This window comes from Nocardioides sp. AX2bis (genome assembly GCF_902506435.1).
Lineage (GTDB): Bacteria > Actinomycetota > Actinomycetes > Propionibacteriales > Nocardioidaceae > Nocardioides.
Window position 1 is genome coordinate 3,721,378 of sequence record NZ_LR733215.1, and the last position, 23,024, is coordinate 3,744,401.

Below are 23,024 nucleotides of genomic sequence, written 5' to 3' on the forward strand. Positions count from 1 at the left end.
ACTGCTGCGCGGCCAGGTCGGCCGGCTGCTCGGTGGGGACCTGCTCGGCGTCGTCCTCGGTCGCGGCGAGGACCTCGGCGAGGTGCATCACCCGCACCCCGGCCTGCTGGCGCGAGAGCAGGCCGCCGATGTGCATGAGGCAGGAGTTGTCGCCCGCGACCAGCACCTCGGCGCCGGTCTCGCGCACATGGCGGGCCTTGTCGGAACCCATCGCGACCGACGTCTCGGCGTTCTTGACCGCGAAGGTGCCGCCGAAGCCGCAGCACTCGGCCGCCCCGGGCAGCTCGGCCAGCCGGAGGCCGCGCACGTTCTCCAGCAGCTGCCGGGGGCGGTCGCCGACCCCGAGCATCCGCAGGGAGTGGCAGGTCGGGTGGTAGGTCACGCGGTGCGGGAAGTAGGCGCCGACGTCCGTCACGCCGAGCACGTCGACCAGGAACTCGGTGAGCTCGTAGGTCGGGGGCGCGGCGGCCACCGCCCGCTCCATCGCGGGATCACCGGAGCGGCGCGCGACCAGGCCGTGCTGGTGCCGCGCGGAGCCGGCGCAGGACCCCGACGGGGTGACCACCGCGTCGTACCCGGCGAACGCGTCGACGTAGTTGCGCACCACCGGCACGGCCTCGTCGAGGTAGCCGGTGTTGACCATCGGCTGCGCGCAGCAGGTCTGCCCGTCAGGGAACTCGACGTCCACCCCCAGCCGCCGCAGCAGGCGGACCACCGCCTTGCCGGTGTCGGGGAACATCGCGTCGTTCACGCACGTGACCATCAGGGCGACCTTCATGGTGACCACACTCTCATTCGGCGCCAGCGGACGGCGGCACACCGGCGGACGCGGCCCGGCCGCGGGACGTCATCCGTTCCGGGAAGACGTCTCCCCCGTCCGCATGACGTCCCGGCGCACCGACGCCCTCAGCCCCGGCGCCCGCCGAAGAACTCCGCCAGCAGCGCCGACGACTCGGCCGCCAGCACCCCGGCGACCACCTCCGGGCGGTGGTTGAGGCGGCGGTCGCGGACGACGTCCCACAGCGAGCCCACGGCGCCGGCCTTCTCGTCCCAGGCCCCGAGCACCACCCGCTCCACCCGGGCGAGCACCGCGGCGCCGGCGCACATCGTGCACGGCTCGAGCGTCACCACCAGGGTGCAGCCGTCGAGGCGCCACTCGCCGCGGGCCCGGGCGGCGGCGCGCAGGGCGACGACCTCGGCGTGCCCGGTCGGGTCGGCGTCGGCCTCCCGGACGTTGCGTCCGACGCCGACGACCTCGCCGGCGGGGTCGAGGACGACCGCCCCGACCGGCACGTCACCGGAGGCCAGCGCGGCCCGCGCCTCGTCGAGCGCGGCCCGCATCGCGGCGTCCCACACCCGCTCCGCCGGACCGCCCACCGGCGGTCAGGCGAGGTCGGCCGGGGCCAGCCCGACGACGTCGTCGAAGTCGTCGCCGAACCCGATCTCCTCGGCCACCTCGGAGAGGATCTCCTCCGGGTAGAGGTCGAGGTCGGCGATCAGCGCGCCCAGGTCCTCGGCGTCCATGCCGAGGTCGGTCAGCAGGCCCAGGTCGCCCGCGGGCACCTGGTCGTCCTCGTCCTCGGGCTCGGGCAGGCCGAGGAGGTCCAGGACGGAGGCTGCCAGGTCCCAGTCCTCGGCCGCGGTGGCGTCGGAGAGCAGCAGGCGTACCCGCCCCTCGACGACGCGGGCCACCAGGAACCAGTCCTCGTCCACCGCGACGAGCGCGACCGAGTCCTCCCCGGGCAGCCGGCGCATCGCCGCGACCAGGGTGGGCGCGTCCACGAGGTGGTCGAGCGTGAGCTCGTCGACGTCCCACGCGCCGTCGACGTGGAAGGCGATCACCGCGAAGTCGACGGCGTCGAGCTGCTCGAGGGGTTCCTCGACCATGGCAGGCCTCCGTCTGGGTGGGGGACGGCGACCGACGGGGGCGCCGTGACCAGCGTCGCAGGTCGGGACCCGAGGGCCAAGAGGGGCGTACGTCCGCCGCCCCGCAGCGCGGGCGACCACTAGGCTCCGCGCATGCGCACCCAGGTCGTGGACCACCCGCTCGTCGCCCACAAGCTCACCGTGCTGCGCGACGCCGACACCGACTCGCCCACCTTCCGCCGCCTCGCCGACGAGCTGGTGACCCTGCTGGCCTACGAGGCCACCCGGTCGGTGCGCGTCGAGCCGCACGACATCGTCACCCCGGTCTCGCCGACCACCGGCGTACGCCTGGCCACGCCCAAGCCGATCGTGGTGCCGATCCTGCGCGCCGGGCTGGGCATGCTCGACGGGATGATGCGGCTGCTGCCGACCGCCGAGGTCGGCTTCCTCGGGATGGTCCGCAACGAGGAGACCCTCGAGGCCTCGACCTACGCCGAGCGGCTGCCCGACGACCTCTCCGGGCGCCAGTGCTACGTCCTCGACCCGATGCTGGCCACCGGCGGCACCCTCATCGCGGCGATCGAGTTCCTCACCAGCCGCGGCGCCGACGACATCACGGTGATCTGCCTCCTCGCCGCCCCCGAGGGCTGCGCGAAGCTCGAGGCCGCCCTGGGCGACCACCCGGTCCCGGTCACGATCGTCACCGCCGCGATGGACGAGCGGCTCAACGAGCTCGGCTACATCGTCCCCGGCCTCGGCGACGCCGGCGACCGCCTCTACGGCGTCGCGGGGTAGTCCCTGACGAGATCGTCGCCGACGAGCCCGATCCACGACGATCTCGTCAGGGACTATCCACCCAGCGGCAGCTCGGCCAGCACCTCGTGCCGCGGCCGGCCGCGCGGACCCTCACCGAGGTGTGAGGCCACCAGCGTGAGGTGCTCGTACGCCCCGACCGGGCCGCGGTAGCCGTCGAGCAGGCGGACCCAGTCGTCCACCCGGCCGGGCCGGTTGCGGCGGGCCAGGGTGAGGTGCGGGCGGAACCGCGCACCGTCCACCTCCGCGCCCGCCGTCGCGAGCGCCGTCCGGGCCCCGACCGCGAGCCGCTCCAGCGCCTCCGGCCCCTCTCCCTCCAGCGCCGGCCCGGACCACAGCACCTTCGCGCGCACCGGGTCCGGGAAGGCGCCGCCGCCGGTGACCCGGCCCACCATCGGCGCCGACCTCGACGCCGCGGCCGCCAGCCGCTCCTCGACCTCCTCGAGGCGCCAGTCGTCGACGTCGGCGGCGAAGGCCAGCGTCACGTGCCACTGCTCCGGGTCGCTCCAGCGCAGCCCGTCGGCGCGGCCTGCCTCCCACCGCGGGGCGAGGAAGTCGGCGAGGTCCTCGCGCGCCGCGACCGGCGGCACCAGCGCCGCGAAGACCCTCACAGCCGGGTGCCCACGAGCGCGCCGACCAGGTAGGTCACGAGCATCGCCAGGACGCCGCCGGCGACGTTGCGGGCCACCGCCCGCCCGCGCGGGCTGGTGGCGAGCACCGCGCTGACCCAGCCGGTCAGCGCCAGCGCCACGGCCACCGCGCCGACCGTCAGCGGCACGCGCACCGAGGCCGGGGCGAGCAGGATCGTCAGCAGCGGGAGCAGCGCCCCGACGGTGAAGCTCACCATCGACGACACCGCAGCCGCCCCGGGGCTGGTCAGCCCGTCGGGGTCCAGGCCCAGCTCGACCTCGGCGTGCGCGGCCAGCGCGCCGTGCTCGGTGAGCTGCACCGCGACCTCCTGCGCCAGGTCCGGGTCGAGACCACGGGCGACGTAGAGACCGGCCAGCTCGGCCAGCTCCTCCTCGGGCTCCTCGGCCAGCTCGCGACGCTCCTTCTCCAGCAGCGCCCGCTCGGAGTCGCGCTGGGTGGACACCGAGACGTACTCCCCCGCCGCCATGCTCGCCGCCCCGGCCACCAGGCCCGCCACGCCGGCGACCAGCAGGCTGGAGCGCGAGGTGGTCGCCCCGGCCACGCCCACCACCAGGCCCGCGGTCGACACGATCCCGTCGTTGGCGCCCAGCACGCCGGCCCGCACCCAGCTCAACCGCTGCGCCAGGCCCGCCACGTGCGGCTCGCCGGGGTGCGCGGGGAGGTCCGGGGAGGCCATGGGCCGAGGCTAGTGAACCGGCCGCGCAGGACCGGGCACGCGCGCCCAGGAAGCCACCCAGGGGTGGGAGTGGGCCCTCCAGCACTGTGGTTTGATCGATCCAACCGCGGGTCCTCGCGGGTCGCACAGCTGAAGGACGTCACATGGAGACCTGGCCCGGACACGCCTACCCCCTCGGGGCCACCTTCGACGGGAGCGGCACCAACTTCGCCCTGTTCAGCGAGGTCGCGGACCGGGTCGAGCTGTGCCTGTTCACCGACGGCGACGGCGGCGACGGCGACGGCGCCCTGGTCGAGACCCGCGTCGAGCTGACCGAGGTCGACGCCCACGTGTGGCACGCCTACCTGCCCACGATCCAGCCCGGCCAGCGCTACGGCTACCGCGTCCACGGTCCCTGGGACCCCGCGCAGGGGCTGCGCTGCAACCCGAACAAGCTGCTGCTCGACCCGTACGCCAAGGCGACCCACGGCGAGATCGACTGGGACCAGAGCCTGTTCTCCTACACCTTCGGCGACGAGGACTCCCGCAACGACGAGGACTCCGCCGCCCACATGACCCTCGGCGTCGTGATCAACCCGTTCTTCGACTGGGAGGGCGACCGCGCCCCGGGCATCGCCTACAACGACACCGTCGTCTACGAGGGCCACGTCAAGGGCCTCACCCAGCTGCACCCCGAGATCCCCGAGGAGCTCCGCGGGACCTACGCCGGGCTCGCGCACCCCGCGGTCACCGAGCACCTCACCAAGCTCGGCATCACCGCGCTCGAGCTGATGCCGGTGCACCAGTTCGTCCAGGACAGCACCCTGCTCGACCAGGGCCTGCGCAACTACTGGGGCTACAACACCCTGGCCTTCCTGGCCCCGCACGCCGACTACTCGTCCTCGGCGCGCGACGAGCTCGGCCGCGGCCAGCAGGTGCAGGAGTTCAAGGCCATGGTCAAGGCCATGCACGCCGCCGGCATCGAGGTCATCCTCGACGTGGTCTACAACCACACCGCCGAGGGCAACCACATGGGCCCGACGCTGAGCTTCCGCGGCATCGACAACCAGGCCTACTACCGCCTCGTCGAGGACGACGAGAAGTTCTACATGGACTACACCGGGACCGGCAACAGCCTCAACGTGCGCCACCCGCACTCCCTGCAGCTGCTGATGGACTCGCTGCGCTACTGGGTCACCGAGATGCACGTCGACGGCTTCCGCTTCGACCTCGCCTCCACCCTGGCCCGCGAGTTCTACGAGGTCGACCGCCTCGCCACCTTCTTCGAGCTCGTCCAGCAGGACCCGGTCGTGTCCCAGGTCAAGCTGATCGCCGAGCCCTGGGACGTCGGCCCCGGCGGCTACCAGGTCGGCGGGTTCCCCCCGCAGTGGTCGGAGTGGAACGGCGCCTACCGCGACACCGTGCGCGACTTCTGGCGCGGCGAGCCCAGCCTCGGCGAGTTCGCCAGCCGGCTCTCCGGCTCCTCGGACCTCTACGAGCAGTCCGGGCGACGCCCGTTCGCCTCGATCAACTTCGTCACCGCCCACGACGGCTTCACGCTGCGCGACCTCGTGTCCTACAACGAGAAGCACAACGACGCCAACGGCGAGGACAACAACGACGGCGAGAGCCACAACCGTTCGTGGAACCACGGCGTCGAGGGCCCCACCGACGACGAGGACGTGCTGCGCCTGCGGGCCCGCGCCCAGCGCAACTTCATCACCACGCTGATGCTCAGCCAGGGCGTGCCGATGCTGCTGCACGGCGACGAGGCCGGGCGCAGCCAGGGCGGCAACAACAACACCTACGCCCAGGACTCCGAGATCGCCTGGATGCACTGGGACCGTCTCGACAAGCCGCTGGTCGAGTTCACCGCCGCCGTCGCCCGCCTGCGCGCCGAGCACCCGACCTTCCGCCGCAAGCGCTTCTTCACCGGCACGACCGTGCGCACCGACCCGGACGACCCGACCGGCGAGCGCCTCAACGACATCGTCTGGCTCGGCCCCGACGGCGAGCCGATGCCCGACGACGCCTGGGACGGCGACGGCCGCACGCTCGGGATGTACCTCAACGGCCACGGCATCCGCGGCCGCGACGCCCGCGGCCAGGTCATCGAGGACGACCACTTCCTGCTCTACTTCAACGCCCACCACGAGGACGTCGAGCTCACGCTCCCGCCCGAGGAGTACGCGACCCGCTGGCACGCCGTGATCGACACCAACGGCACCGCCGCCGAGCGCGAGCCCCTCGCCGCCGGCGACACCGTCACGGTCTGCTCGCGCAGCGTGCTGGTGCTCCAGGAGTGGGAGCAGCCCGAGGCCGCCCCCGACGACACCGTGGACGCCTCGATCGCGGCGTACGCCTCGACGCAGGCGCCCGAGGCCGCCCAGGACCAGCAGGGACAGGACGCCTGACATGACCACCCGCGTGCCCGCGTCGACCTACCGCGTCCAGGTCAGTGCCGACCAGGACCTGCTCGAGGTCGCCGACCTGCTCGGCTACCTGCACGACCTCGGCGCCGACTGGGTCTACCTGTCCCCGGTCCTGGCCGCCGAGCCCGGCAGCGACCACGGCTACGACGTGGTCGCCCACGACCACGTCGACCCCGCGCGCGGCGGCACCGCCGGCCTGGCCGCGGTCTCCGCCCGGGCGCGCGAGCTGGGCATGGGCGTGCTGGTCGACGTGGTGCCCAACCACGTCGGCGTGGCGACGCCGGTGCAGAACGGCTGGTGGTGGGACCTGCTCACCCACGGGCGCGAGTCGGCGTACGCCCCGGCGTTCGACGTCGACTGGGACGCCGGCGACGGCCGGATCCGGGTCCCGGTCGTCGGCGACGACGACCAGGCCTTCGACGCGGCGCACCCCGCCGACGCACCCGCCCCCGGCACGCCCGGGGCCCGCGTGGGCAACCTCGCCCTGGTCGCCGGCGACCTCGGCCAGCTGACCCTGCGCTACCACGACCACGTGCTCCCGGTCGGGCCCGGCACCGCCCAGCCCGGCGACGACCCCGACGAGGTGCACGCCCGGCAGGCCTACCAGCTGGTGAACTGGCGGGTGGCCGACGCCGGCCTGAACTACCGCCGCTTCTTCGCCGTGAACACCCTCGCCGGGATCCGGGTCGAGCTGCCGGCGGTGCGCGACGAGAGCCACCAGGAGATCCGACGCTGGTTCGACGAGGGCCTCGTCGACGGTCTGCGCGTCGACCACCCCGACGGCCTGCGCGACCCGCGCGGCTACCTCGACGACCTGGCCGGCATCACCGGCGGCGCCTACGTCCTGGTCGAGAAGATCCTCGAGCCCGGCGAGGAGCTGCCCACCGACTGGGCCACCGCCGGCACCACCGGGTACGACGCGATGGCCCACGTCGACCGCGTCCTGGTTGACCCGGCCGGCGAGGTCCCCCTGACCGCGCTCGACGCGCGGCTGCGCGGCCGCGACTCCGCCGGCGACGACGGCGCGGCCACCTGGCACGCGCTGGTGCACGGCACCAAGCGCACCGTGGCCGACACGATCCTGCACAGCGAGGTCCGCCGGATCGTGCGCGACCTGCGCCGCGAGCGGCCCGAGGTGCTCGACACCGTCGGCGACGACGCCGCGGTCGACGCGGTGGCCGAGGTGCTCGCCTGCTTCGGGGTCTACCGCTCCTACCTGCGCCCCGAGGACCCCGACGCCGGCCGCGAGCACCTCGACGCGGCCCTGGGCGACGCCCGCGAGCACCGCCCCGACCTGGCGGCCACCCTCGACGTGCTCGCCGGACCGCTCGGCGACCCGGCCCTGGACGCCACCCGCCGGCTGCAGCAGACCAGCGGCATGGTGATGGCCAAGGGCGTCGAGGACTGCGCGTTCTACCGCTGGTCCCCGCTGACCTCGCTGACCGAGGTCGGCGGCGACCCCAGCGTCTTCGCCCTCGACGTCGCCGGCTTCCACGACCACATGGCGCGCCGGCAGGCCGAGCGTCCCGACGCGATGACCGCGGGCTCGACCCACGACACCAAGCGCGGCGAGGACACCCGGGCCCGGATCTCCGTGCTCGCCGAGGTGCCCGAGGAGTGGGAGGCCGCCCTGGCCCGCCTGCTCGACCTGGTCCCGCTGCCCGACCCCGGCTTCGCCAACCTGCTCTGGCAGGCCGTCGTCGGCGCCTGGCCGGCCGCCGCCCCCGACCGGTCCCTGCCCGGCGACCTGCGTGAGCGCCTGCACGGCTACGCCGAGAAGGCAATGCGCGAGGCCGGCGACCGCACCACCTGGACCGCGCCGGACCAGGCGTACGAGGACGCGGTGCACGCCGCCGTCGACGCCGTGCTCGACCGTCCCGAGGTGCGCGAGGTCGTCACCGACCTCGTCGAGCGCCTCGCGGGCCCCGGCTGGAGCAACGCCCTGTCGGCCAAGCTGCTCACCCTGACCGTGCCCGGCGTGCCCGACGTCTACCAGGGCAGCGAGCTGTGGGAGCAGAGCCTGGTCGACCCCGACAACCGGCGCCCGGTCGACTTCGCGATGCGGACCCGGGCCCTGGCCGCGCTGCCCGAGGACTCCGCCCTCGTCGGCTCGCCCGACGACGACGGGATGGCCAAGCTGCGCCTGGTCGCGGCCACGCTGCGCCTGCGCCGCGACCGCCCGGAGCTGTTCACCACCTACGCCCCGGTCGCCGCCACCGGCCCGGCGGCCGACCACGTGGTCGCCCTGGACCGCGGCGGCGTCGTCGCCGTGGCCACCCGGCTCCCGGTCGGCCTGGCCGCCCGCGGCGGCTGGGACGGCACCCGGCTCGACCTGCCCGGGGCCGGTGACGGCGCCCGCTGGCGTGACGTGCTGACCGACCGCGAGGTCGGCGACGACCTGGGCGAGATCCTCGCGACCTACCCGGTCGCCCTGCTGGTCCGGGAGGGCTGATGACGAGCACCACCCCCGCGCACGGCCCGTACGACGTCTGGGCCCCGACCGCGTCGCGGCTGCGGCTCCGGCTCGGTGCCGACGCCGGGGCCCGCACGCTCGACATGGCCCGTGGCGACGACGACTGGTGGTCCCCGGTGGAGGACGTCCCCGCGGACGCGGCGGACGTCGACTACGGCTTCCTGGTCGACGACTCCGACGAGCCCCGGCCGGACCCGCGCTCGCGCCGGCAGCCCGACGGCGTGCACGCGCTGTCCCGCTCCTACGACCCCTCGACCTTCCCTTGGACCGACCAGGCCTGGACCGGGCGGCAGCTCGCCGGCGCGGTCGTCTACGAGCTGCACGTCGGCACCTTCACGCCCGAGGGCACCCTCGACGCGGCCCTGGGCCGCCTGGACCACCTGCGCTCGATCGGCGTCGACCTCGTCGAGCTGCTCCCGGTCAATGCCTTCGACGGCACCCACAACTGGGGCTACGACGGCGTCGGCTGGTTCGCGGTGGACGAGACCTACGGGGGTCCGGAGGCCTACCAGCGCTTCGTCGACGGCTGCCACGCCGCCGGCCTCGGCGTGGTGCAGGACGTCGTCTACAACCACCTCGGCCCCGGCGGCAACTACCTGCCGGTGTTCGGGCCCTACCTCGGCACCGGCGCCAACACCTGGGGCGACACCGTCAACCTCGACGGCGCCGGGTCCGAGGAGGTGCGCCGCTACATCCTGGACAACGTCCGGATGTGGTTCGTCGACCACCACGTCGACGCCCTGCGCCTCGACGCCGTGCACGCCCTGGCGGACTCCTCCGCGGTGCACCTGCTGGAGGAGATGGCCACCGAGGTCGCGGCCCTCTCGGCCCACCTCGGGCGGCCGCTGACGCTGATCGCGGAGTCCGACCTCAACGACACCCGGATGGTCACCCCCCGCGAGGGCGGCGGGCACGGCCTCGACGCCCAGTGGAGCGACGACTACCACCACGCCGTGCACGTCGCGCTGACCGGCGAGACGAGCGGCTACTACGCCGACTTCGCGCCGCTCACGGCGCTGGCGAAGGTCTGCGAGAAGGGCTTCTTCCACGACGGCACGTTCTCCTCCTTCCGCAAGGCCGACCACGGCCGTCCGGTCGACACCGACCACATGCCGACCTGGCGTCTCGTGGTCTGCAGCAGCAACCACGACCAGGTCGGCAACCGCGCCGCGGGCGACCGGATCTCGGAGCGGCTCGACGACGACCAGCTGGTCTGCGCGGCGCTGCTGACCCTGGCCGGACCGTTCACGCCGATGCTGTTCCAGGGCGAGGAGTGGGCGGCGAGCGCGCCGTTCCAGTTCTTCACCAGCCACACCGACCCCGCGCTGGGCAGGGCGACGGCCGAGGGCCGCACCCGGGAGTTCGCCGAGATGGGCTGGGACCCCGCCCTGGTGCCGGACCCGCAGGACCCGGAGACGTTCCGACGCTCGACGCTCGACTGGGACGAGCTCGGGTCCGGGCGGCACGCGGTGGTGCTGGAGGCGTACCGCGCCCTGGCCCGGCTGCGCCGCGAGCGCCCCGAGCTCACCGACCCGTCCTTCGCCTCCGTCGAGGCGACCGCCGACGAGGCCACCGGCGTCTTCACGCTGCGCCGCACCCCGACCGGCGGCCGGGCCGCGCTCGGGAACCCGGCCGGGTCGCTGCTGGTGGTCAACACCAGCGACGCCGAGGCGCTCGTCGAGGTGGGCGCGGTCGGCGCCGGCGGCGTACTCTTCGAAGGCCCTGCCGGTGTCGAGCTGACCGGGACCACGCTGCGGGTGCCCCCGCACGTGGGGGCACTGGTGGACCTGGCCTAGCGGCCGGGAGGGAAACGCGCCGGGAGGCTGACGTGGCGACGATGCTGGTCTTCGGCGCGGTGGTGGCGGGGCGCTTCTTCCTGCCGCTGCTGATCCCGCGCTACCCGCTGCCGGCCATCGTGGCCTGCCTGGTGCTGGACGGCGTCGACCAGACGATCTTCCAGGCCTTCGGCCACGACCCGCCGGGCTACCAGTCCTACGACAAGGCGATGGACGTCTTCTACCTGACCATCGCCTACCTGGCGATGATGCGGAACTGGTCGAACCTCGGCGCCTTCCGCGTCGGGCAGGCGCTGTTCTTCTACCGCCTGGTCGGGGTGGTCGCCTTCGAGCTGACCGGCGCGCGGGTGCTGCTGCTGCTCTTCCCGAACACCTTCGAGTACTTCTTCATCGCCTACGAGGCGCTGCGCTCGCGCTGGTCGCCGATGGCCTTCGTGCTGTCGACCTGGATCGCCGTCGCCGCCGCGATCTGGGTCGTGGTCAAGCTGCCGCAGGAGTACTGGATCCACGTCGCGCAGCTCGACCTGACCGACCTGCTCACCGAGCAGGCCTGGGCGCCGCCGCTGCTGCTGGCCGTCCTGCTCGCCGTCGCCGGCCTCGTCCGGTACGCCCTGCTGCCCCGGCTCGGTCCCCCGACCCGGGAGGGCTGGACGCTGCGTGCCGAGCCGCTGCCGACGGCGATCGACGACCCCGAGGAGCAGGCCGCCTGGCGGGCCACCAGGGGCGCGCTGCGCAGCTGGGTGACGGTGGAGAAGGTGGTGATGATCGGGCTGCTGACCGTGATCTTCGGCCAGATGCTGCCGGGCGTCAGCACCTCCAGCGTCAACGTATTCCTCGGCATCGGCGCCGTGGTCGTGGTCAACACCGCGCTCACCCTGGCCTCCTCGCGCGCCCGCCGCACGATCAGCTCGATGGGCTGGGAGTTCGCGGCCCGGATGGCGACCAACATCGTGCTGGTGGTCGTGGCCGAGTGGCTGCTGCGCATCGACGGCGGTGGGATCGACGGGTCCTCGATGCTGTTCTTCCTGGTCATGGTCAGCCTGCTGAGCATGCTCCACGACCGCTGGCAGCCCGTGCAGGGCTGGCGCCAGGAGCAGGAGGAGCGGCGTACGCCCTCCCCCGCCCCGGCCGGCTGAGCTAGCCGAGCAGGGAGTCGACCCACGCCGGGACGAGCAGTCCGGCGGGGCCCTGGCGGGACTCGTGGAACCACCGGCTGCCCTCGCTCGGCTGCAGGTTCAGCTCGAGGGTGCGCGCGCCGTACGCCCGGGCCTGCTGGACGAACCCGGCCGCCGGGTAGACCGCGCCGGAGGTGCCGACCGAGACGAAGAGGTCGGCGTCGACGAGCGCGTCGACGATCCGGTCCATCTCGTAGGGGACCTCGCCGAACCAGACGACGTCGGGCCGCAGCGCCGGGGCGCCGCAGCCCGGGCAGGGCGGCTGGTCGCCGAGGGTGCCGGCCCAGCGGACGCGGTGCCCGCAGGCGGTGCACCAGGCGGCCAGCAGCTCGCCGTGCATGTGCAGGACCGTGGGCGAGCCGGCGCGCTCGTGCAGGTCGTCGATGTTCTGGGTGACCAGCAGCAGCTCGTCGCCGAGGACCTCCCCGAGCCGGGCCAGGGCGTCGTGCGCCGGGTTGGGGTCGACGGTGGTGAGCGCGGCGCGGCGGGCGTCGTAGAACGCCTGGACCACCGACGGAGCGGCGTCGAAGGCCTCGGGCGTGGCGACGTCCTCGACGCGGTGGCCCTCCCAGAGCCCGTCGGCGTCGCGGAACGTCGGCACCCCGCTCTCGGCGGAGATGCCGGCACCGGTCAGCACGACGACCTTCACGATCGACGATCCTAGGCCGTGCCGGCCCGGGGGGACTCAGGCCTCGGCGTACTCGAACCCGATCCGCAGCCCGTTCACCTCGGTGACCGTGATCGTCAGCGGGGTCTCGGTGCCGTCCCGGGCGACCAGGGTGCACTCGCCGGTGGCGTCCGGCTCGCCCGGGAGCTCGCCGCACTCGACCGACCCGAAGCGGATCGCCTGCGCGCGCAGCTGCCGGCCGATCGTGTCGGCGACGGACGGGCCGTCGATGAAGATCACCGAGTCGTAGTCGACGGCCTCTCCCTCGACCGCGGTGACCGTCGGGCGGATGCCGGTGCGGCTGCCGTCGCCGGTGAAGACGGCCGCGCAGTCCTGGGTCGCGCCGACCTCGGCGACCAGCGGTCCCTCGCAGGTCACCTCGACCTGCTCGGCGCCCTCCCCGCTGATGCTGCCCAGCACGTCCTCCTCCAGCGCCGCCTGGTCGATCTCGGGGGTCGACGAGCCCACCGAGACGCTGCCCGAGCACGCGGCGACGGGGAGCAGGAGGGCCAGCCCGGCCAGCCGGGCCAACCGGGCCGGACGGACGAGGCGGGCCGGACGGACGAGGCGGGCCGGACGGACGAGGCGGGCCGGACGGACGAGGCGGGCGGTCGTCGCGGCGGCGCGCGGGGACGTGGTCACGAGACGCAGAATCGCACGCGGCGGACCCCCGCCCCCCCGAAACGCCGAGATGACGCTCGCGGACAGCCGAGATGACGCTCGCGGCGCCTCGAGATGACGCTTGCGGACAGGTCGGGACGCCGTACGCCGGCTCCCGCGGTCCTGGCAGGCTGGGGTCATGTCCGTCATCAAGATCAACGCCATCACCGTGCCCGCCGGCTCCGGCGACGAGCTCGCTCACCGCTTCGCGGCCCGCGCCGGGGCCGTCGACGGCGCCGACGGGTTCGAGGGCTTCGAGCTGCTCAAGCCCACCGACGACCGCGACCAGTGGCTGGTCCTCACCCGCTGGCGCGACCAGGAGGCGTTCGACGCCTGGGTGGGCTCGCAGAGCTTCGCCGACGGCCACCGCTCGGCCGTCGAGCGCGCGGGCGGCGAGGCCCCCAAGCCCGTCTCGACCCACAGCGAGGTCTGGTCGTACGAGACCGCGGGCGGCTCGACCCCGCGCTGACCGCGCGTCGCGGGCCCTGCGCCCGGCTCAGAGCAGGAGCAGCAGGGCCATCACCACGCCCACGACGACCAGGGCCACCAGGGCGAGCACCGCGCCGGCGATCCCGACCCGCTCGGCCGTGCCCCGCCGCTGGGTGAGCGGCAGCCCGGCGGCGACCTCCTCGACCAGTTTCCGCCCGGCGGCGAGGTCGACGCGGTGCCCTCCGGTGCGCCGGAAGCGGCCGTCGCGCCAGACGTACGTCGCGCTCACCGACGTCCCCGTCTGCCGCCCGCGGCGACTGCTGCGGCTCACGCGGCCGGGACCGCGCCGGGTCTGCTGGTCCACGTCGGTCACGGAGTAGACGTCGTCGGGCGCGAACCGGACCTCGTGGCGCAGCGACCGGTCGGAGGTGCGTCCGGCGCCCCGACCGGACCCCCGCACCTCGGTCGCCCGGGTGAGCGCGGTGAGGTCGCGGTCCAGGTCGAAGCCGTCCTCGCACCGGGCCAGGGTGTAGCCGGCCGCGGGGGCGCGCTCCTCCACCTGCCGGCAGAGCTCGTGCTGGGCGGAGGTCCAGGGCGCGGTGGTCACGGCGTCATCCTCCCCGGCACCGGGTCCCCGCGGGACGGGTTCAGCCGCGCAGCAGCGGCGGGTGCAGCGAGGTCGCCGGGCCCGTCCGGTAGAGCCGCGCCGGACGACCCCCGTCGCGCGCGGTCGTCCGGTCGGTCGCCTCCAGGAACCCCGCCGTCCCGGTGACCTTGCGGTGGAAGTTGCGCGGGTCCAGCGGCCGGTCCCAGACCACCTCGTAGACGCGGCGCAGGTCGCCGACGGTGAACTCACGGCCGCAGAACGCGGCCGCGAGCGGGGTGTACTCGAGCTTGGCCCGGGCCCGCTCGACCCCGTCGCGCAGGACCTGGTGGTGGTCGAAGGCCAGCGCGCCCCGGCCCCCCGCGGTCCGGCCGACGAGGTCGGCGACCGGCTGCCACCGGGCGTCGGCGGCGTCCGTCCCGGCGACCGGGACCGGCAGGTCCGCGGCCAGCGCGATGTAGGCCACCGTGACGGTCCGCATCCGCGGGTCGCGGTCGGGCGCGCCGTACGAACCCAGCTGCTCGAGGTGCACCTGCCCGGAGGTCACGCCGGTCTCCTCCTCCAGCTCGCGCCCGGCGGCGGCCGGCAGGTCCTCGTCGGGGCGCAGGAAGCCACCCGGCAGCGCCCAGCGACCGCGGTACGGCTCCTCGCCGCGGCGGACCGTCAGCACCTGCAACCGGTCCTCGCGCACCGTCAGCACGACCAGGTCGACGGTGACCGCCACGGTCGGGTACTCGCTCATGAGCTGACCCTACCTCCTTCGTGTCATCTTGACGATTAGCGGTCGACCGGCTTATCGTCATCATGACATCAACCGATCGAGAGGAAGACCGATGGCCGACATCGCCCGCTACCCGCTGGTCCGTCACCTGCGGGGGTCCAGCACCAGCCACGTCGAGCAGGTACGCAACGGCCGGACCGTCCGCGCCGGCGTGGGCGCCTCGTTCTGGTTCCGCCCGCTGGGCGCCGTGCTCAACGAGGTCCCGGTCGACGACCGGGAGCTGCCGCTGCTCTTCCACGCCCGCACCAGCGACTTCCAGGACGTCACCGTCCAGGCGACGGTGACCTACCGCGTCACCGACCCGACCACGGCCGCCGGCCGCATCGACTTCTCGATCGGGCCCGACACCGGGCAGTGGCGCAGCACCCCGTTGGACCAGGTCGCGGGGATGCTGACCGAGTCGGCCCAGCAGTACGCGATCGACCTGCTGGCCACCGCCGACCTGCCGACCGCCCTGGCCTGGGGCGTCGGCCCGCTGCGCGCGGCGGTCGCCGAGGGACTGGCCGGCGACGAGCGCCTCGTCCAGACCGGGATCAGCGTCGTCGGCGTCCGCGTCGTCGCGGTGCGACCCGAGCCCGAGGTCGAGAAGGCGCTGCGGACCCCCACCCGCGAGCAGGTCCAGCAGCAGGCCGACCGGGCCACCTTCGAGCGCCGGGCGGTCGCCGTCGAGCGCGAGCGGGCGATCGGGGAGAACGAGCTCCAGACGCAGATCGAGCTGGCCCGCCGCGAGGAGCAGCTGGTCACCCAGCGCGGGAACAACGCCCGCCGCGAGGCCGAGGAGGCCGCGGCGGCCGGCTCGGTCGCCGCCGAGGCCGCGGCCCGCCGTACCGTCCTGACGGCCGAGGCCGGCGCGGCCAGCACCCGGCTCGCCGGCGCCGCCCAGGGCGAGGCGGAGGCCGCAAGAGTCGCGGCGTACGACGGGGTCGGCGACGCGGTGCTGCTCAGCCTCGCCGTCCGCGAGCTCGCGGCCAACCTGCCCCGGATCGAGACCCTGGTGCTGAGCCCCGACCTCGTCAGCACCGCGCTGGCCCAGCTGGGCGCGGGGAGGACGACGGCATGAGCCTGCAGCCGCGTGTCGTCGTCGTGCACCGGCGCACGGAGCTCGACGAGCTGGTCGCCACCCACGGCACCCGCGGCCAGGCCGCGTTCTTCCTGGGCTCGCGGGGCCGTGACCTCGCCGAGCTCGAGGACCGGCACCGGCTGACCCAGGAGGCGGTGGCCGCCGCGGTCGCGGCGGTCCCCGTCGAGTGGCGGCGCGGGAGCGTCGAGCGGGAGGACGTCTCGCGCTTCCTCTTCGCACCCGAGGACGTCGTCGTGGTCGTCGGGCAGGACGGGCTGGTCGCCAACGTCGCGAAGTACCTCGACGGCCAGCCGGTGATCGGGATCGACCCCGAGCCTGGCCGCAACGCCGGCGTCCTGGTCACCCACGCGGCCCGCGACCTCGGCGAGCTGCTGCACGGCACCGGGCACGTCACGGAGCGCACGATGGTGCAGGCCTCGCTGGACGACGGGCAGCGGCTGCTCGCCCTGAACGAGGTCTTCGTCGGGCACCCCACGCACCAGACCGCGCGGTACGAGCTCCGCCCGCCCGCCGCGGGTGTGGAGGCACAGGCGTCGTCCGGGGTCATCGTCGCCACCGGGACCGGGGCGACGGGGTGGTGCGCGTCGGTGGCGCGGGAGCGGGGCAGCCGGCTGCCGATGCCGGCCCCGGGCGAGCCCCGGCTGGTGTGGTTCGTCCGCGAGGCCTGGCCGTCGCCGGCGACCGGGACGTCGCTGACCGAGGGCGAGCTGGCCGGCACGGAGCTGGCGCTCACCGTCACCTCGGACCGCCTGGTCGCCTTCGGCGACGGGGTCGAGGCCGACGCGCTGACGCTGGGCTGGGGGCAGACGGTACGGGTCGGGAGGGCGGCGACGGCGCTGCGGCTGGTGTCCTGAGCGGGCCCGGACGGGAGCGGTCAGCCCGTCCCGGCGTCGAGCTCCCCGAACCCCTCCTCGACCAGCACCCGGGCGGCGTCAACCGCCCGCTGTGCGTCGGGACCGGTGGCCGAGACCGTGATCCCGGTCCCCTGCCCGGTGCCGAGCGTGAGCAGCTCCAGCGAGCTGGCGCCGTCGGCCTCCCTGCCGTTCGCGGCGACCACGACCTCCGCGTCGAGCCGGCCGAGCACGGTGGCCAGGCGGGCCGCCGGACGGGCGTGCAGCCCGGAGGGGTTGACCAGGGTGAGCGTGACCGACACCTCCGGGGGTCCGGGACCGTCCTCGCCGGGCGGTCCCGCTGCTGCCGCGGGCTCGCCGAGGGCGCTCTGCTTCGGCGTCAGCGCGGCCTCCGCCTCCCGCGCCACCGTGGCGAGGTCGGCACCACCCGCGGCACGGACGACGGCCGCGACCAGGCCCTCGACCAGGGGCGCCGGGCTCAGCCGCACCTCGGTCCCGCCGAGGTCGGCGAGCTCGATCGCCAGCTCGGCGCTCATCACCGCCGAGCCGAGGTCCATCAGCACGAGCACGCCGTCGGGGCTCGCCGCCTCCACCAGCGCCTCCGCCACCGCCGTGGCGTCGGTGCCGAGGCCGCCGTCGGCCCCGGCGGCGACCGCGACCGTGGGGCCGTCGTCGGCGGTCATCTGGGTCGCCAGCTCGACCACCGCGTCGGCCAGGGCGCGGCTGTGGGAGACGACCACGATGCCGATCACGGCGACCCCGTCACGCGACGGCGTCCGCGAGGGCCTCGACCAGCATCGTGGCGGAGGCGGCGCCGGGGTCGGTGTGGCCCGTGCTGCGCTCCCCCAGGTAGCTCGCCCGCCCCTTGCGGGCCTCCAGCGGCGTGGTGGCCTCGCGCCCCTCCGCCGCCGCGACGGCGGCCGCGCGGAGGCCGGCCGGCAGGCCGTCGCCCCGACCCACCGCGTCGGCGAGCGCCTGGACCGCCGGGGCCAGGGCGTCGACCATGGTCTTGTCGCCCACGCTGGCCTTGCCCCGGGACGCGAGGCCCTCGACTCCCGCCCGGAGCATCCCGAGGACGGCCTCGGCGTCGAGGGTCTCGGCGTCCCCGGCCGCGGCGGCGGCACGGAGGAAGAAGGTGCCGTAGAGCGGGCCGCTCGCACCGCCCACGGTGCTGACCAGCTTCATCCCCACGGCCTTGAGCAGGCTCGCTGCGGTGTCCGGGACGTCGTCGGAGTCCACGAGCGCCATCACCGCGTCCATCCCCCGGGTCAGGTTCGTGCCGTGGTCGGCGTCACCGATGGCGGCGTCCAGCTCGGTGAGGTGGGCGCGGTGCTCGTGCACCGCGTCGCGGAAGGCGCCCAACCAGGCCACGAGCTGCGCCTGCGTCAGCGACTGCGTCATCTCTCAGGCCCCCCACCGCAGGCCCGGGGTGCTCACCGGGGCGTCCCAGAGGCGCACCATCTCCTCGTCGGCGGCCAGCAGGGTGAGCGAGGCGCCCGCCATGTCGAGGGAGGTGATGTAGTTGCCCACCAGGCACCGGGCGACCTCGACGCCGGCGCTCGCGAGCAGCCGGGTCACCTCGCCGTACATCAGGTAGAGCTCGATGAGGGGCGTGCCGCCCATGCCGTTGAGCAGGGCGATGGTGGGGCCGGTGGTGAAGTCGTGGTCCGCGAGCACCGGGTCGACCAGCTGCCGGGCGATCTCGGAGGCACCCGTCAGCGCCTCGCGGTGGCGTCCGGGCTCCCCGTGGATCCCGACACCGACCTCGATCTCGTCCTCCGGGAGGTCGAAGGTGGGCCTGCCTGCGGACGGCACCGTGCAGCTGGTCAGCGCGATCCCCATGGACCGGCCCCCGTCGCTCACCCGCTGCGCCAGGCTCTCGACGGCGTCGAGGTCCTGGCCCTCCTCGGCGGCTGCTCCCACGATCTTCTCCAGCAGCACGGTGACACCGACGCCGCGGCGACCGGCGGTGTAGGTGGAGTCCTCCACCGCGACGTCGTCGCGGGTGACGACCGTACGGACGTCGACGCCGCCGTCGGCCGCGGCCATCTCGCCGGCCATCTCGAAGTTCATGACGTCGCCGGTGTAGTTCTTCACGATGTGCAGCACGCCTGCGCCGCGGTCCACGACCGTGGTCGCCTCGACCATCTGGTCGGGCGTGGGCGAGGTGAAGACCTCGCCCGCGCACGCGGCGTCGAGCATGCCCGGTCCGACGAACCCGCCGTGCAGCGGCTCGTGCCCCGAGCCGCCACCGGAGATCAGCGCGACCTTCCCGTCGGACTTCGCCCGGGCCCGGTAGACGATCCGGTGCTCGTGGTCCACCCGCAGCTCCGGATGCGCCGCCTCGACCCCGCGCAGGGACTCGGCCAGGACGTCGGCGGGATCGTTGATGAGCTTCTTCACGACGGGCTCCCTCAGCATGGTGGGGCACGGTGCGGCGGCGCCGGCACCAGGTGATCCACTGTTGGCCGCCGGCGCTCGGCACGTCAAGAGGCGACAGGCCCCTCGACGGCCTCGTGCCCCCCGGGCCTACTCGAGGCCGGCCATGCGGGAGCCGGCCCGGGCGAGGAGCGAGGTACGGCGCGAGCCGCGGGCCTCCTCCCACCGGTCGGCGGCCGCGAACAGGCGGTACGCCCCGTGGATGCCGAGCCACCGCAGCGGCTCGGGCTCCCAGCGCCCGGAGTCGTGGTCGTTCCAGGGCAGCGCGGTCAGGGCCGTGCGCCGGCCGTGCAGCCGATCCAGCAGGGTGCGCGCGGCGAGGTTGGTGGCGGTGACGCCGTGGCCGGCGAACCCCCGCGCGACGCCGGTGCGGGTCGCGGGGTCGTGCAGGACGCCGGCGCACCAGTCGCGGGTGACGCCGATGACCCCGCGCCAGGCGTGGGCGAGCGGCAGGTCGTGCCCGGGGAAGAAGGAGTGCAACCTCCTCTCGAGGGCCGCCAGCGTGCGGGCGTCGACCTCGCCGTCGCCGGGCAGCCCCGACCCGAAGGCGTACGGCGTGCCGCGGCCACCGACCAGGATCCGGTCGTCGGCGGTGCGCTGGCAGTAGACGAAGGTGTGCGCCGCGTCGCCCAGGCACTCCCGCGCCTCCCAGCCGATCTGCTGCCAGGTGGCCTGGGGCAGCGGCTCGGTGACCACGATGGCCGAGCTCACGGGCACCACGTCACGCCCGCCGAGGAGCGCGGGGGTGTAGGCCTCGGCGCAGACCGCCGTGTGGTTCGTGCGTACCGACCCCCTGCTGGAGACGACCGTGCCGGAGGAGAGCGAGGTCACGCGGGCCTGCTCGCAGATGGTCACGCCGCGCTCGCGCAGCACCCGGGCCAGTCCCCGGACCAGCGCGGCGGGGTCGATCCGGGTGGTCACCGGCAGGAGCAGACCACCCCGCGCGCCGTCGACCGCGAGGCGCGCGCGGACCGCGGGCCCGTCGAGCAGCCGCACCTCCTCCTCGCGGAACCCGTACCGCAGGTGCCCCTCCCGCACGTCACGCAGGCGCGCGACCCCGGCCTCGGTGCGGGCCACCGAGAGCTGACCCCCACGCACCTGGTCGGCCTCGATGCCCTCGCGCTCCATGACGGCGAGGCACTCCTCGACGGTGTCCGTCATCGCCCGCTGGAAGGCGACGACGGCCGGGGCGCCGGCGCGGCGGGCGTACACCGCGCGGTTGCCGGGCAGGAGCGGCGACATCCAGCCGCCGTTGCGTCCCGAGGCGCCGTACCCGACCTGCTCGGCCTCCAGCACGACCACGCGCGTGCCGGGGTCGCGACGCACGGCGTAGTAGGCGGTCCAGAGCCCCGTGAGGCCGCCCCCGACCACCACGAGGTCAGCCGTGGCCGGCACCTCGGCCAGCGGCACGTCCCCCGGGTGCCGCCGCATCCAGTGCGACACCTCGCCGTTGCGCAGCGGCACCGGATCAGTAGTACCAGGGGTAGTCCGACCAGTCCGGCTCGCGCTTCTCCAGGAACTGGTCGCGACCCTCCTGCGCCTCGTCGGTCATGTAGGCCAGGCGGGTGGTCTCGCCGGCGAAGAGCTGCTGGCCGACCAGGCCGTCGTCGATCAGGTTGAAGGAGTACTTCAGCATCCGCTGGGCGGTGGGCGACTTGCCGTTGACCAGCCGGCCCCACTCCAGGGCGGTGGCCTCGAGCTCGGCGTGCGGGACCGCCTTGTTGACGGTGCCCATCTCGACGCCCTCGGCGGCGGTGTAGGTCTGGCCGAGGAAGAAGATCTCGCGCGCCCGCTTCTGCCCGACCTGCCGGGCGAGGTAGGCCGAGCCGAACCCGCCGTCGAAGGACCCGACGTCGGCGTCGGTCTGCTTGAACCGCGCCTCCTCGGCGCTGGCCAGGGTCAGGTCGCAGACGACGTGCAGGCTGTGCCCGCCGCCGGCGGCCCAGCCGGGGACGACGGCGATGACGACCTTGGGCATGAAGCGGATCAGCCGCTGGCACTCGAGGATGTGGAGCCGCCCGAGGCGGGCCTTGTCGACGGTCTCGGCGGTCTCGCCCTCGGCGTACTGGTAGCCGGCGCGGCCGCGGATGCGCTGGTCGCCGCCGGTGCAGAAGGACCACTTGCCGTTCTTCTCGCTGGGACCGTTGCCGGTCAGCAGCACGCACCCCACGTCGCTGGCCGTCCGCGCGTGCTCGAGCACGCGCAGCAGCTCGTCGACGGTGTGCGGCCGAAAGGCGTTGAGGATGTCGGGACGGTCGAAGGCGATCCGTACGGTGCCGTGCGCGCGGGCCCGGTGGTAGGTCAGGTCGGTGAGGTCCTCGAACCCGGGGACCTCCTGCCAGGCCTCGGGGTCGAAGATCCCGGACACTCCCTCGATCGCGCTCATGGCGGCACGCTAGTCGGTGACGTACGGAACACCGGGGCCGGTCGGGACGTTGGAGGGGGCATGACACTCGAGGGCGAGTACGAGCCGAGTCCGGAGAAGTGGGTGCGCGACCAGGTCGCCACCTACGAGGCCACCGGCGGCCGGGAGGCGAACACGCTGCCCGACCACCCCGACTGGCCGATCGTGGTGATCACCTCGCGCGGCGCGAGGTCCGGCCGGCTGCGCAAGAACCCGGTGATGCGGGTCGAGCACGAGGGGGCGTACGCCGCCGTGGCCTCGAAGGGCGGCGCGCCGGAGCACCCGACGTGGTTCCACAACTTCGTGGCCCACCCGGAGGTCGACCTGCAGGACGGCCCCGAGCCCCACACGTACCGCGCCCGGATCGTCGAGGGCGAGGAGCGCGCGGCCTGGTGGGAGCGCGCCGCGGCGGTCTACCCGCCGTACCTGGAGTACCAGGAGAAGACCGACCGGGAGATCCCGGTGTTCGTGCTCGAGCGCGTCTGACGCGCACCCCTGCTGCCCCAGCAGCCCCAGTCGACGGGCGAGTTTCGAGCTTGTCGGGCTTTGCAAAGGCCGACAAGTTCGGAAGTCCCCGGCCGACCGGGGACTTCCGGGCCCGCCGGGTCAGGCGGTGCTGATCGTCACCGCGAGGCCGGCGAGGTGGCCGAGGCGGGCGACCTCGGAGTCCAGGAACTCGGGGCCGCCGCGGCGGGCGATGACCACGATCTCGTTGCCGTCGAGGCGGGCGGCGGCGTAGAGGGTGTCCTCGTCGCCGGGGATCTCGAGCCGGCCGGACCGCTCGAGCTCGACGAAGCCGAAGTGGTCGGGGGCCGCGCCGGTGCGGTGCTGGACGCCACGGGAGCGGTGCAGGCGCATCGCCCAGTCGGCGCGGAAGGTGCCGGGCAGGACGTCGATCAGCGCGTCGCGGGCCCGCGGGGGGTCCTCGCTGAGCTGCTCGACGGCCTCGAGGTCGAGGAACAGGTTGCCGCCGGGGGCGTAGTGGCTGATCCAGATCACCTCGACGCCCTCGAGGTCGCTGCAGACCGAGACCACCGAGTCGGGCATCGAACCGGGCGCCATCTCGAGCAGCACGTCGTCGACCGCGCGGCCGTCGTGGCGCTTCTCGACGATCTCGATGGCCCCGATGTCCCCGCCGGCCTCACCGATCGCGGTCGCCAGGCGACCCAACGACCCTGGGACGTCGGGCAGCTCGACACGCATCAGGTAGGGCACGCGCGGCACCCTAACGGGCCCGCGTTGCGCGC

Annotated in this window: 23 protein-coding genes and 2 pseudogenes; 9 read left to right on the forward strand and 16 right to left on the reverse strand. The window is 74.4% G+C overall.

The window, feature by feature from the left end:
* Positions 1 to 49: 49 nt before the first annotated feature.
* The 3 genes and pseudogenes from GV155_RS17915 to GV155_RS17925 form a co-directional block, all read right to left on the reverse strand.
* Positions 50 to 778 (reverse strand): annotated as a pseudogene (locus GV155_RS17915) ((Fe-S)-binding protein); the annotation flags it as partial.
* Positions 779 to 906: 128 nt separating this feature from the next.
* Positions 907 to 1,341 (reverse strand): nucleoside deaminase, encoded by a 435-nt coding sequence (locus tag GV155_RS17920; protein WP_160011593.1) that lies wholly within the window; start codon positions 1,339 to 1,341, stop codon positions 907 to 909.
* A gap of 42 nt (positions 1,342 to 1,383) precedes the next feature.
* A complete protein-coding gene (locus GV155_RS17925; RefSeq protein ID WP_160010176.1) occupies positions 1,384 to 1,887 on the reverse strand; it encodes a tRNA adenosine deaminase-associated protein in 504 nt (167 codons plus the stop codon).
* A 132-nt stretch (positions 1,888 to 2,019) separates the two neighbouring features.
* On the opposite strand from GV155_RS17925, the gene upp reads away from it, so the two are divergent.
* Positions 2,020 to 2,661: a uracil phosphoribosyltransferase gene (gene upp / locus GV155_RS17930; RefSeq protein ID WP_160010178.1), complete on the forward strand. Its 642-nt coding sequence runs from the start codon at positions 2,020 to 2,022 to the stop codon at positions 2,659 to 2,661.
* A gap of 53 nt (positions 2,662 to 2,714) precedes the next feature.
* Here upp and thpR read toward each other — a convergent pair whose 3' ends face one another.
* Positions 2,715 to 3,290, reverse strand: a complete 576-nt coding sequence (gene thpR, locus GV155_RS17935) for an RNA 2',3'-cyclic phosphodiesterase (RefSeq protein ID WP_160010180.1) — start codon at positions 3,288 to 3,290, stop codon at positions 2,715 to 2,717.
* Complete coding sequence (locus GV155_RS17940; protein WP_160010182.1) at positions 3,287 to 4,006, reverse strand: VIT1/CCC1 transporter family protein; 720 nt, start codon at positions 4,004 to 4,006, stop codon at positions 3,287 to 3,289. The genes thpR and GV155_RS17940 overlap by 4 nt, the downstream gene beginning before the upstream one ends.
* A gap of 143 nt (positions 4,007 to 4,149) precedes the next feature.
* Here GV155_RS17940 and glgX point away from each other — a divergent pair, with 143 nt between their 5' ends.
* The 4 genes from glgX to GV155_RS17960 are packed head-to-tail and all read left to right on the forward strand — an operon-like array spanning position 4,150 to position 11,822.
* Positions 4,150 to 6,399 (forward strand): glycogen debranching protein GlgX, encoded by a 2,250-nt coding sequence (glgX, locus tag GV155_RS17945; protein ID WP_160010184.1) that lies wholly within the window; start codon positions 4,150 to 4,152, stop codon positions 6,397 to 6,399.
* Position 6,400: 1 nt separating this feature from the next.
* A complete protein-coding gene (treY, locus tag GV155_RS17950; RefSeq protein WP_160010186.1) occupies positions 6,401 to 8,869 on the forward strand; it encodes a malto-oligosyltrehalose synthase in 2,469 nt (822 codons plus the stop codon).
* The gene (gene treZ, locus GV155_RS17955; protein WP_160010188.1) at positions 8,869 to 10,686 is read left to right on the forward strand and encodes a malto-oligosyltrehalose trehalohydrolase; all 1,818 of its coding nucleotides are present in this window, start codon (positions 8,869 to 8,871) and stop codon (positions 10,684 to 10,686) included. Before treY ends, treZ begins: the two co-directional genes overlap by 1 nt.
* A 32-nt stretch (positions 10,687 to 10,718) precedes the next feature.
* Entirely contained in the window at positions 10,719 to 11,822 is a 1,104-nt protein-coding gene (locus GV155_RS17960) for a hypothetical protein (RefSeq protein ID WP_201300231.1), read from the forward strand.
* Between the two features lies 1 nt (position 11,823).
* Here GV155_RS17960 and GV155_RS17965 read toward each other — a convergent pair whose 3' ends face one another.
* The gene (locus GV155_RS17965) at positions 11,824 to 12,510 is read right to left on the reverse strand and encodes an NAD-dependent deacylase (protein WP_236554409.1); all 687 of its coding nucleotides are present in this window, start codon (positions 12,508 to 12,510) and stop codon (positions 11,824 to 11,826) included.
* A 36-nt stretch (positions 12,511 to 12,546) separates the two neighbouring features.
* Positions 12,547 to 13,170 carry a DUF4333 domain-containing protein gene (locus GV155_RS17970; RefSeq protein ID WP_160010190.1) on the reverse strand — a complete coding sequence of 208 codons (624 nt, stop codon included), beginning with the start codon at positions 13,168 to 13,170 and terminating at the stop codon, positions 12,547 to 12,549.
* Between the two features lie 157 nt (positions 13,171 to 13,327).
* Between GV155_RS17970 and GV155_RS17975 the strand changes: the two genes are divergently transcribed.
* Positions 13,328 to 13,657, forward strand: coding sequence for an antibiotic biosynthesis monooxygenase family protein (locus GV155_RS17975; RefSeq protein ID WP_160010192.1), 330 nt, complete (start codon positions 13,328 to 13,330; stop codon positions 13,655 to 13,657).
* 27 nt (positions 13,658 to 13,684) lie between these two features.
* Here GV155_RS17975 and GV155_RS17980 read toward each other — a convergent pair whose 3' ends face one another.
* Both GV155_RS17980 and GV155_RS17985 read right to left on the reverse strand, forming a co-directional pair.
* Positions 13,685 to 14,224, reverse strand: a complete 540-nt coding sequence (locus GV155_RS17980; RefSeq protein ID WP_160010194.1) for a hypothetical protein — start codon at positions 14,222 to 14,224, stop codon at positions 13,685 to 13,687.
* A 40-nt stretch (positions 14,225 to 14,264) separates the two neighbouring features.
* Positions 14,265 to 14,963: an NUDIX hydrolase gene (locus tag GV155_RS17985; protein WP_160010196.1), complete on the reverse strand. Its 699-nt coding sequence runs from the start codon at positions 14,961 to 14,963 to the stop codon at positions 14,265 to 14,267.
* Positions 14,964 to 15,054: 91 nt separating this feature from the next.
* Between GV155_RS17985 and GV155_RS17990 the strand changes: the two genes are divergently transcribed.
* The gene (locus GV155_RS17990) at positions 15,055 to 16,062 is read left to right on the forward strand and encodes an SPFH domain-containing protein (protein WP_160010198.1); all 1,008 of its coding nucleotides are present in this window, start codon (positions 15,055 to 15,057) and stop codon (positions 16,060 to 16,062) included.
* Positions 16,059 to 16,937 carry an NAD(+)/NADH kinase gene (locus GV155_RS17995; RefSeq protein WP_160010200.1) on the forward strand — a complete coding sequence of 293 codons (879 nt, stop codon included), beginning with the start codon at positions 16,059 to 16,061 and terminating at the stop codon, positions 16,935 to 16,937. The genes GV155_RS17990 and GV155_RS17995 overlap by 4 nt, the downstream gene beginning before the upstream one ends.
* A 20-nt stretch (positions 16,938 to 16,957) precedes the next feature.
* Here the strand turns inward: GV155_RS17995 and GV155_RS21055 are convergent, their stop codons facing one another.
* The 6 genes and pseudogenes from GV155_RS21055 to GV155_RS18020 form a co-directional block, all read right to left on the reverse strand.
* Positions 16,958 to 17,236 carry an HPr family phosphocarrier protein gene (locus GV155_RS21055; RefSeq protein ID WP_328820826.1) on the reverse strand — a complete coding sequence of 93 codons (279 nt, stop codon included), beginning with the start codon at positions 17,234 to 17,236 and terminating at the stop codon, positions 16,958 to 16,960.
* 57 nt (positions 17,237 to 17,293) lie between these two features.
* Positions 17,294 to 17,686: pseudogene (gene dhaM, locus GV155_RS21060) on the reverse strand (dihydroxyacetone kinase phosphoryl donor subunit DhaM); the annotation flags it as partial.
* 10 nt (positions 17,687 to 17,696) lie between these two features.
* On the reverse strand, positions 17,697 to 18,335 hold the full coding sequence (gene dhaL, locus GV155_RS18005; protein ID WP_160010202.1) for a dihydroxyacetone kinase subunit DhaL: 639 nt from the start codon (positions 18,333 to 18,335) through the stop codon (positions 17,697 to 17,699).
* A gap of 3 nt (positions 18,336 to 18,338) precedes the next feature.
* Positions 18,339 to 19,337: a dihydroxyacetone kinase subunit DhaK gene (gene dhaK / locus GV155_RS18010; protein ID WP_160011601.1), complete on the reverse strand. Its 999-nt coding sequence runs from the start codon at positions 19,335 to 19,337 to the stop codon at positions 18,339 to 18,341.
* 126 nt (positions 19,338 to 19,463) lie between these two features.
* Positions 19,464 to 20,837: an NAD(P)/FAD-dependent oxidoreductase gene (locus tag GV155_RS18015; RefSeq protein ID WP_201300233.1), complete on the reverse strand. Its 1,374-nt coding sequence runs from the start codon at positions 20,835 to 20,837 to the stop codon at positions 19,464 to 19,466.
* Between the two features lie 4 nt (positions 20,838 to 20,841).
* Positions 20,842 to 21,759: a 1,4-dihydroxy-2-naphthoyl-CoA synthase gene (locus GV155_RS18020; protein ID WP_160010204.1), complete on the reverse strand. Its 918-nt coding sequence runs from the start codon at positions 21,757 to 21,759 to the stop codon at positions 20,842 to 20,844.
* Between the two features lie 60 nt (positions 21,760 to 21,819).
* Between GV155_RS18020 and GV155_RS18025 the strand changes: the two genes are divergently transcribed.
* Entirely contained in the window at positions 21,820 to 22,263 is a 444-nt protein-coding gene (locus GV155_RS18025; protein WP_160010206.1) for a nitroreductase family deazaflavin-dependent oxidoreductase, read from the forward strand.
* A 120-nt stretch (positions 22,264 to 22,383) separates the two neighbouring features.
* Here GV155_RS18025 and GV155_RS18030 read toward each other — a convergent pair whose 3' ends face one another.
* Complete coding sequence (locus tag GV155_RS18030; protein WP_201300234.1) at positions 22,384 to 22,992, reverse strand: amino acid-binding protein; 609 nt, start codon at positions 22,990 to 22,992, stop codon at positions 22,384 to 22,386.
* Between the last annotated feature and the right edge of the window lie 32 nt (positions 22,993 to 23,024).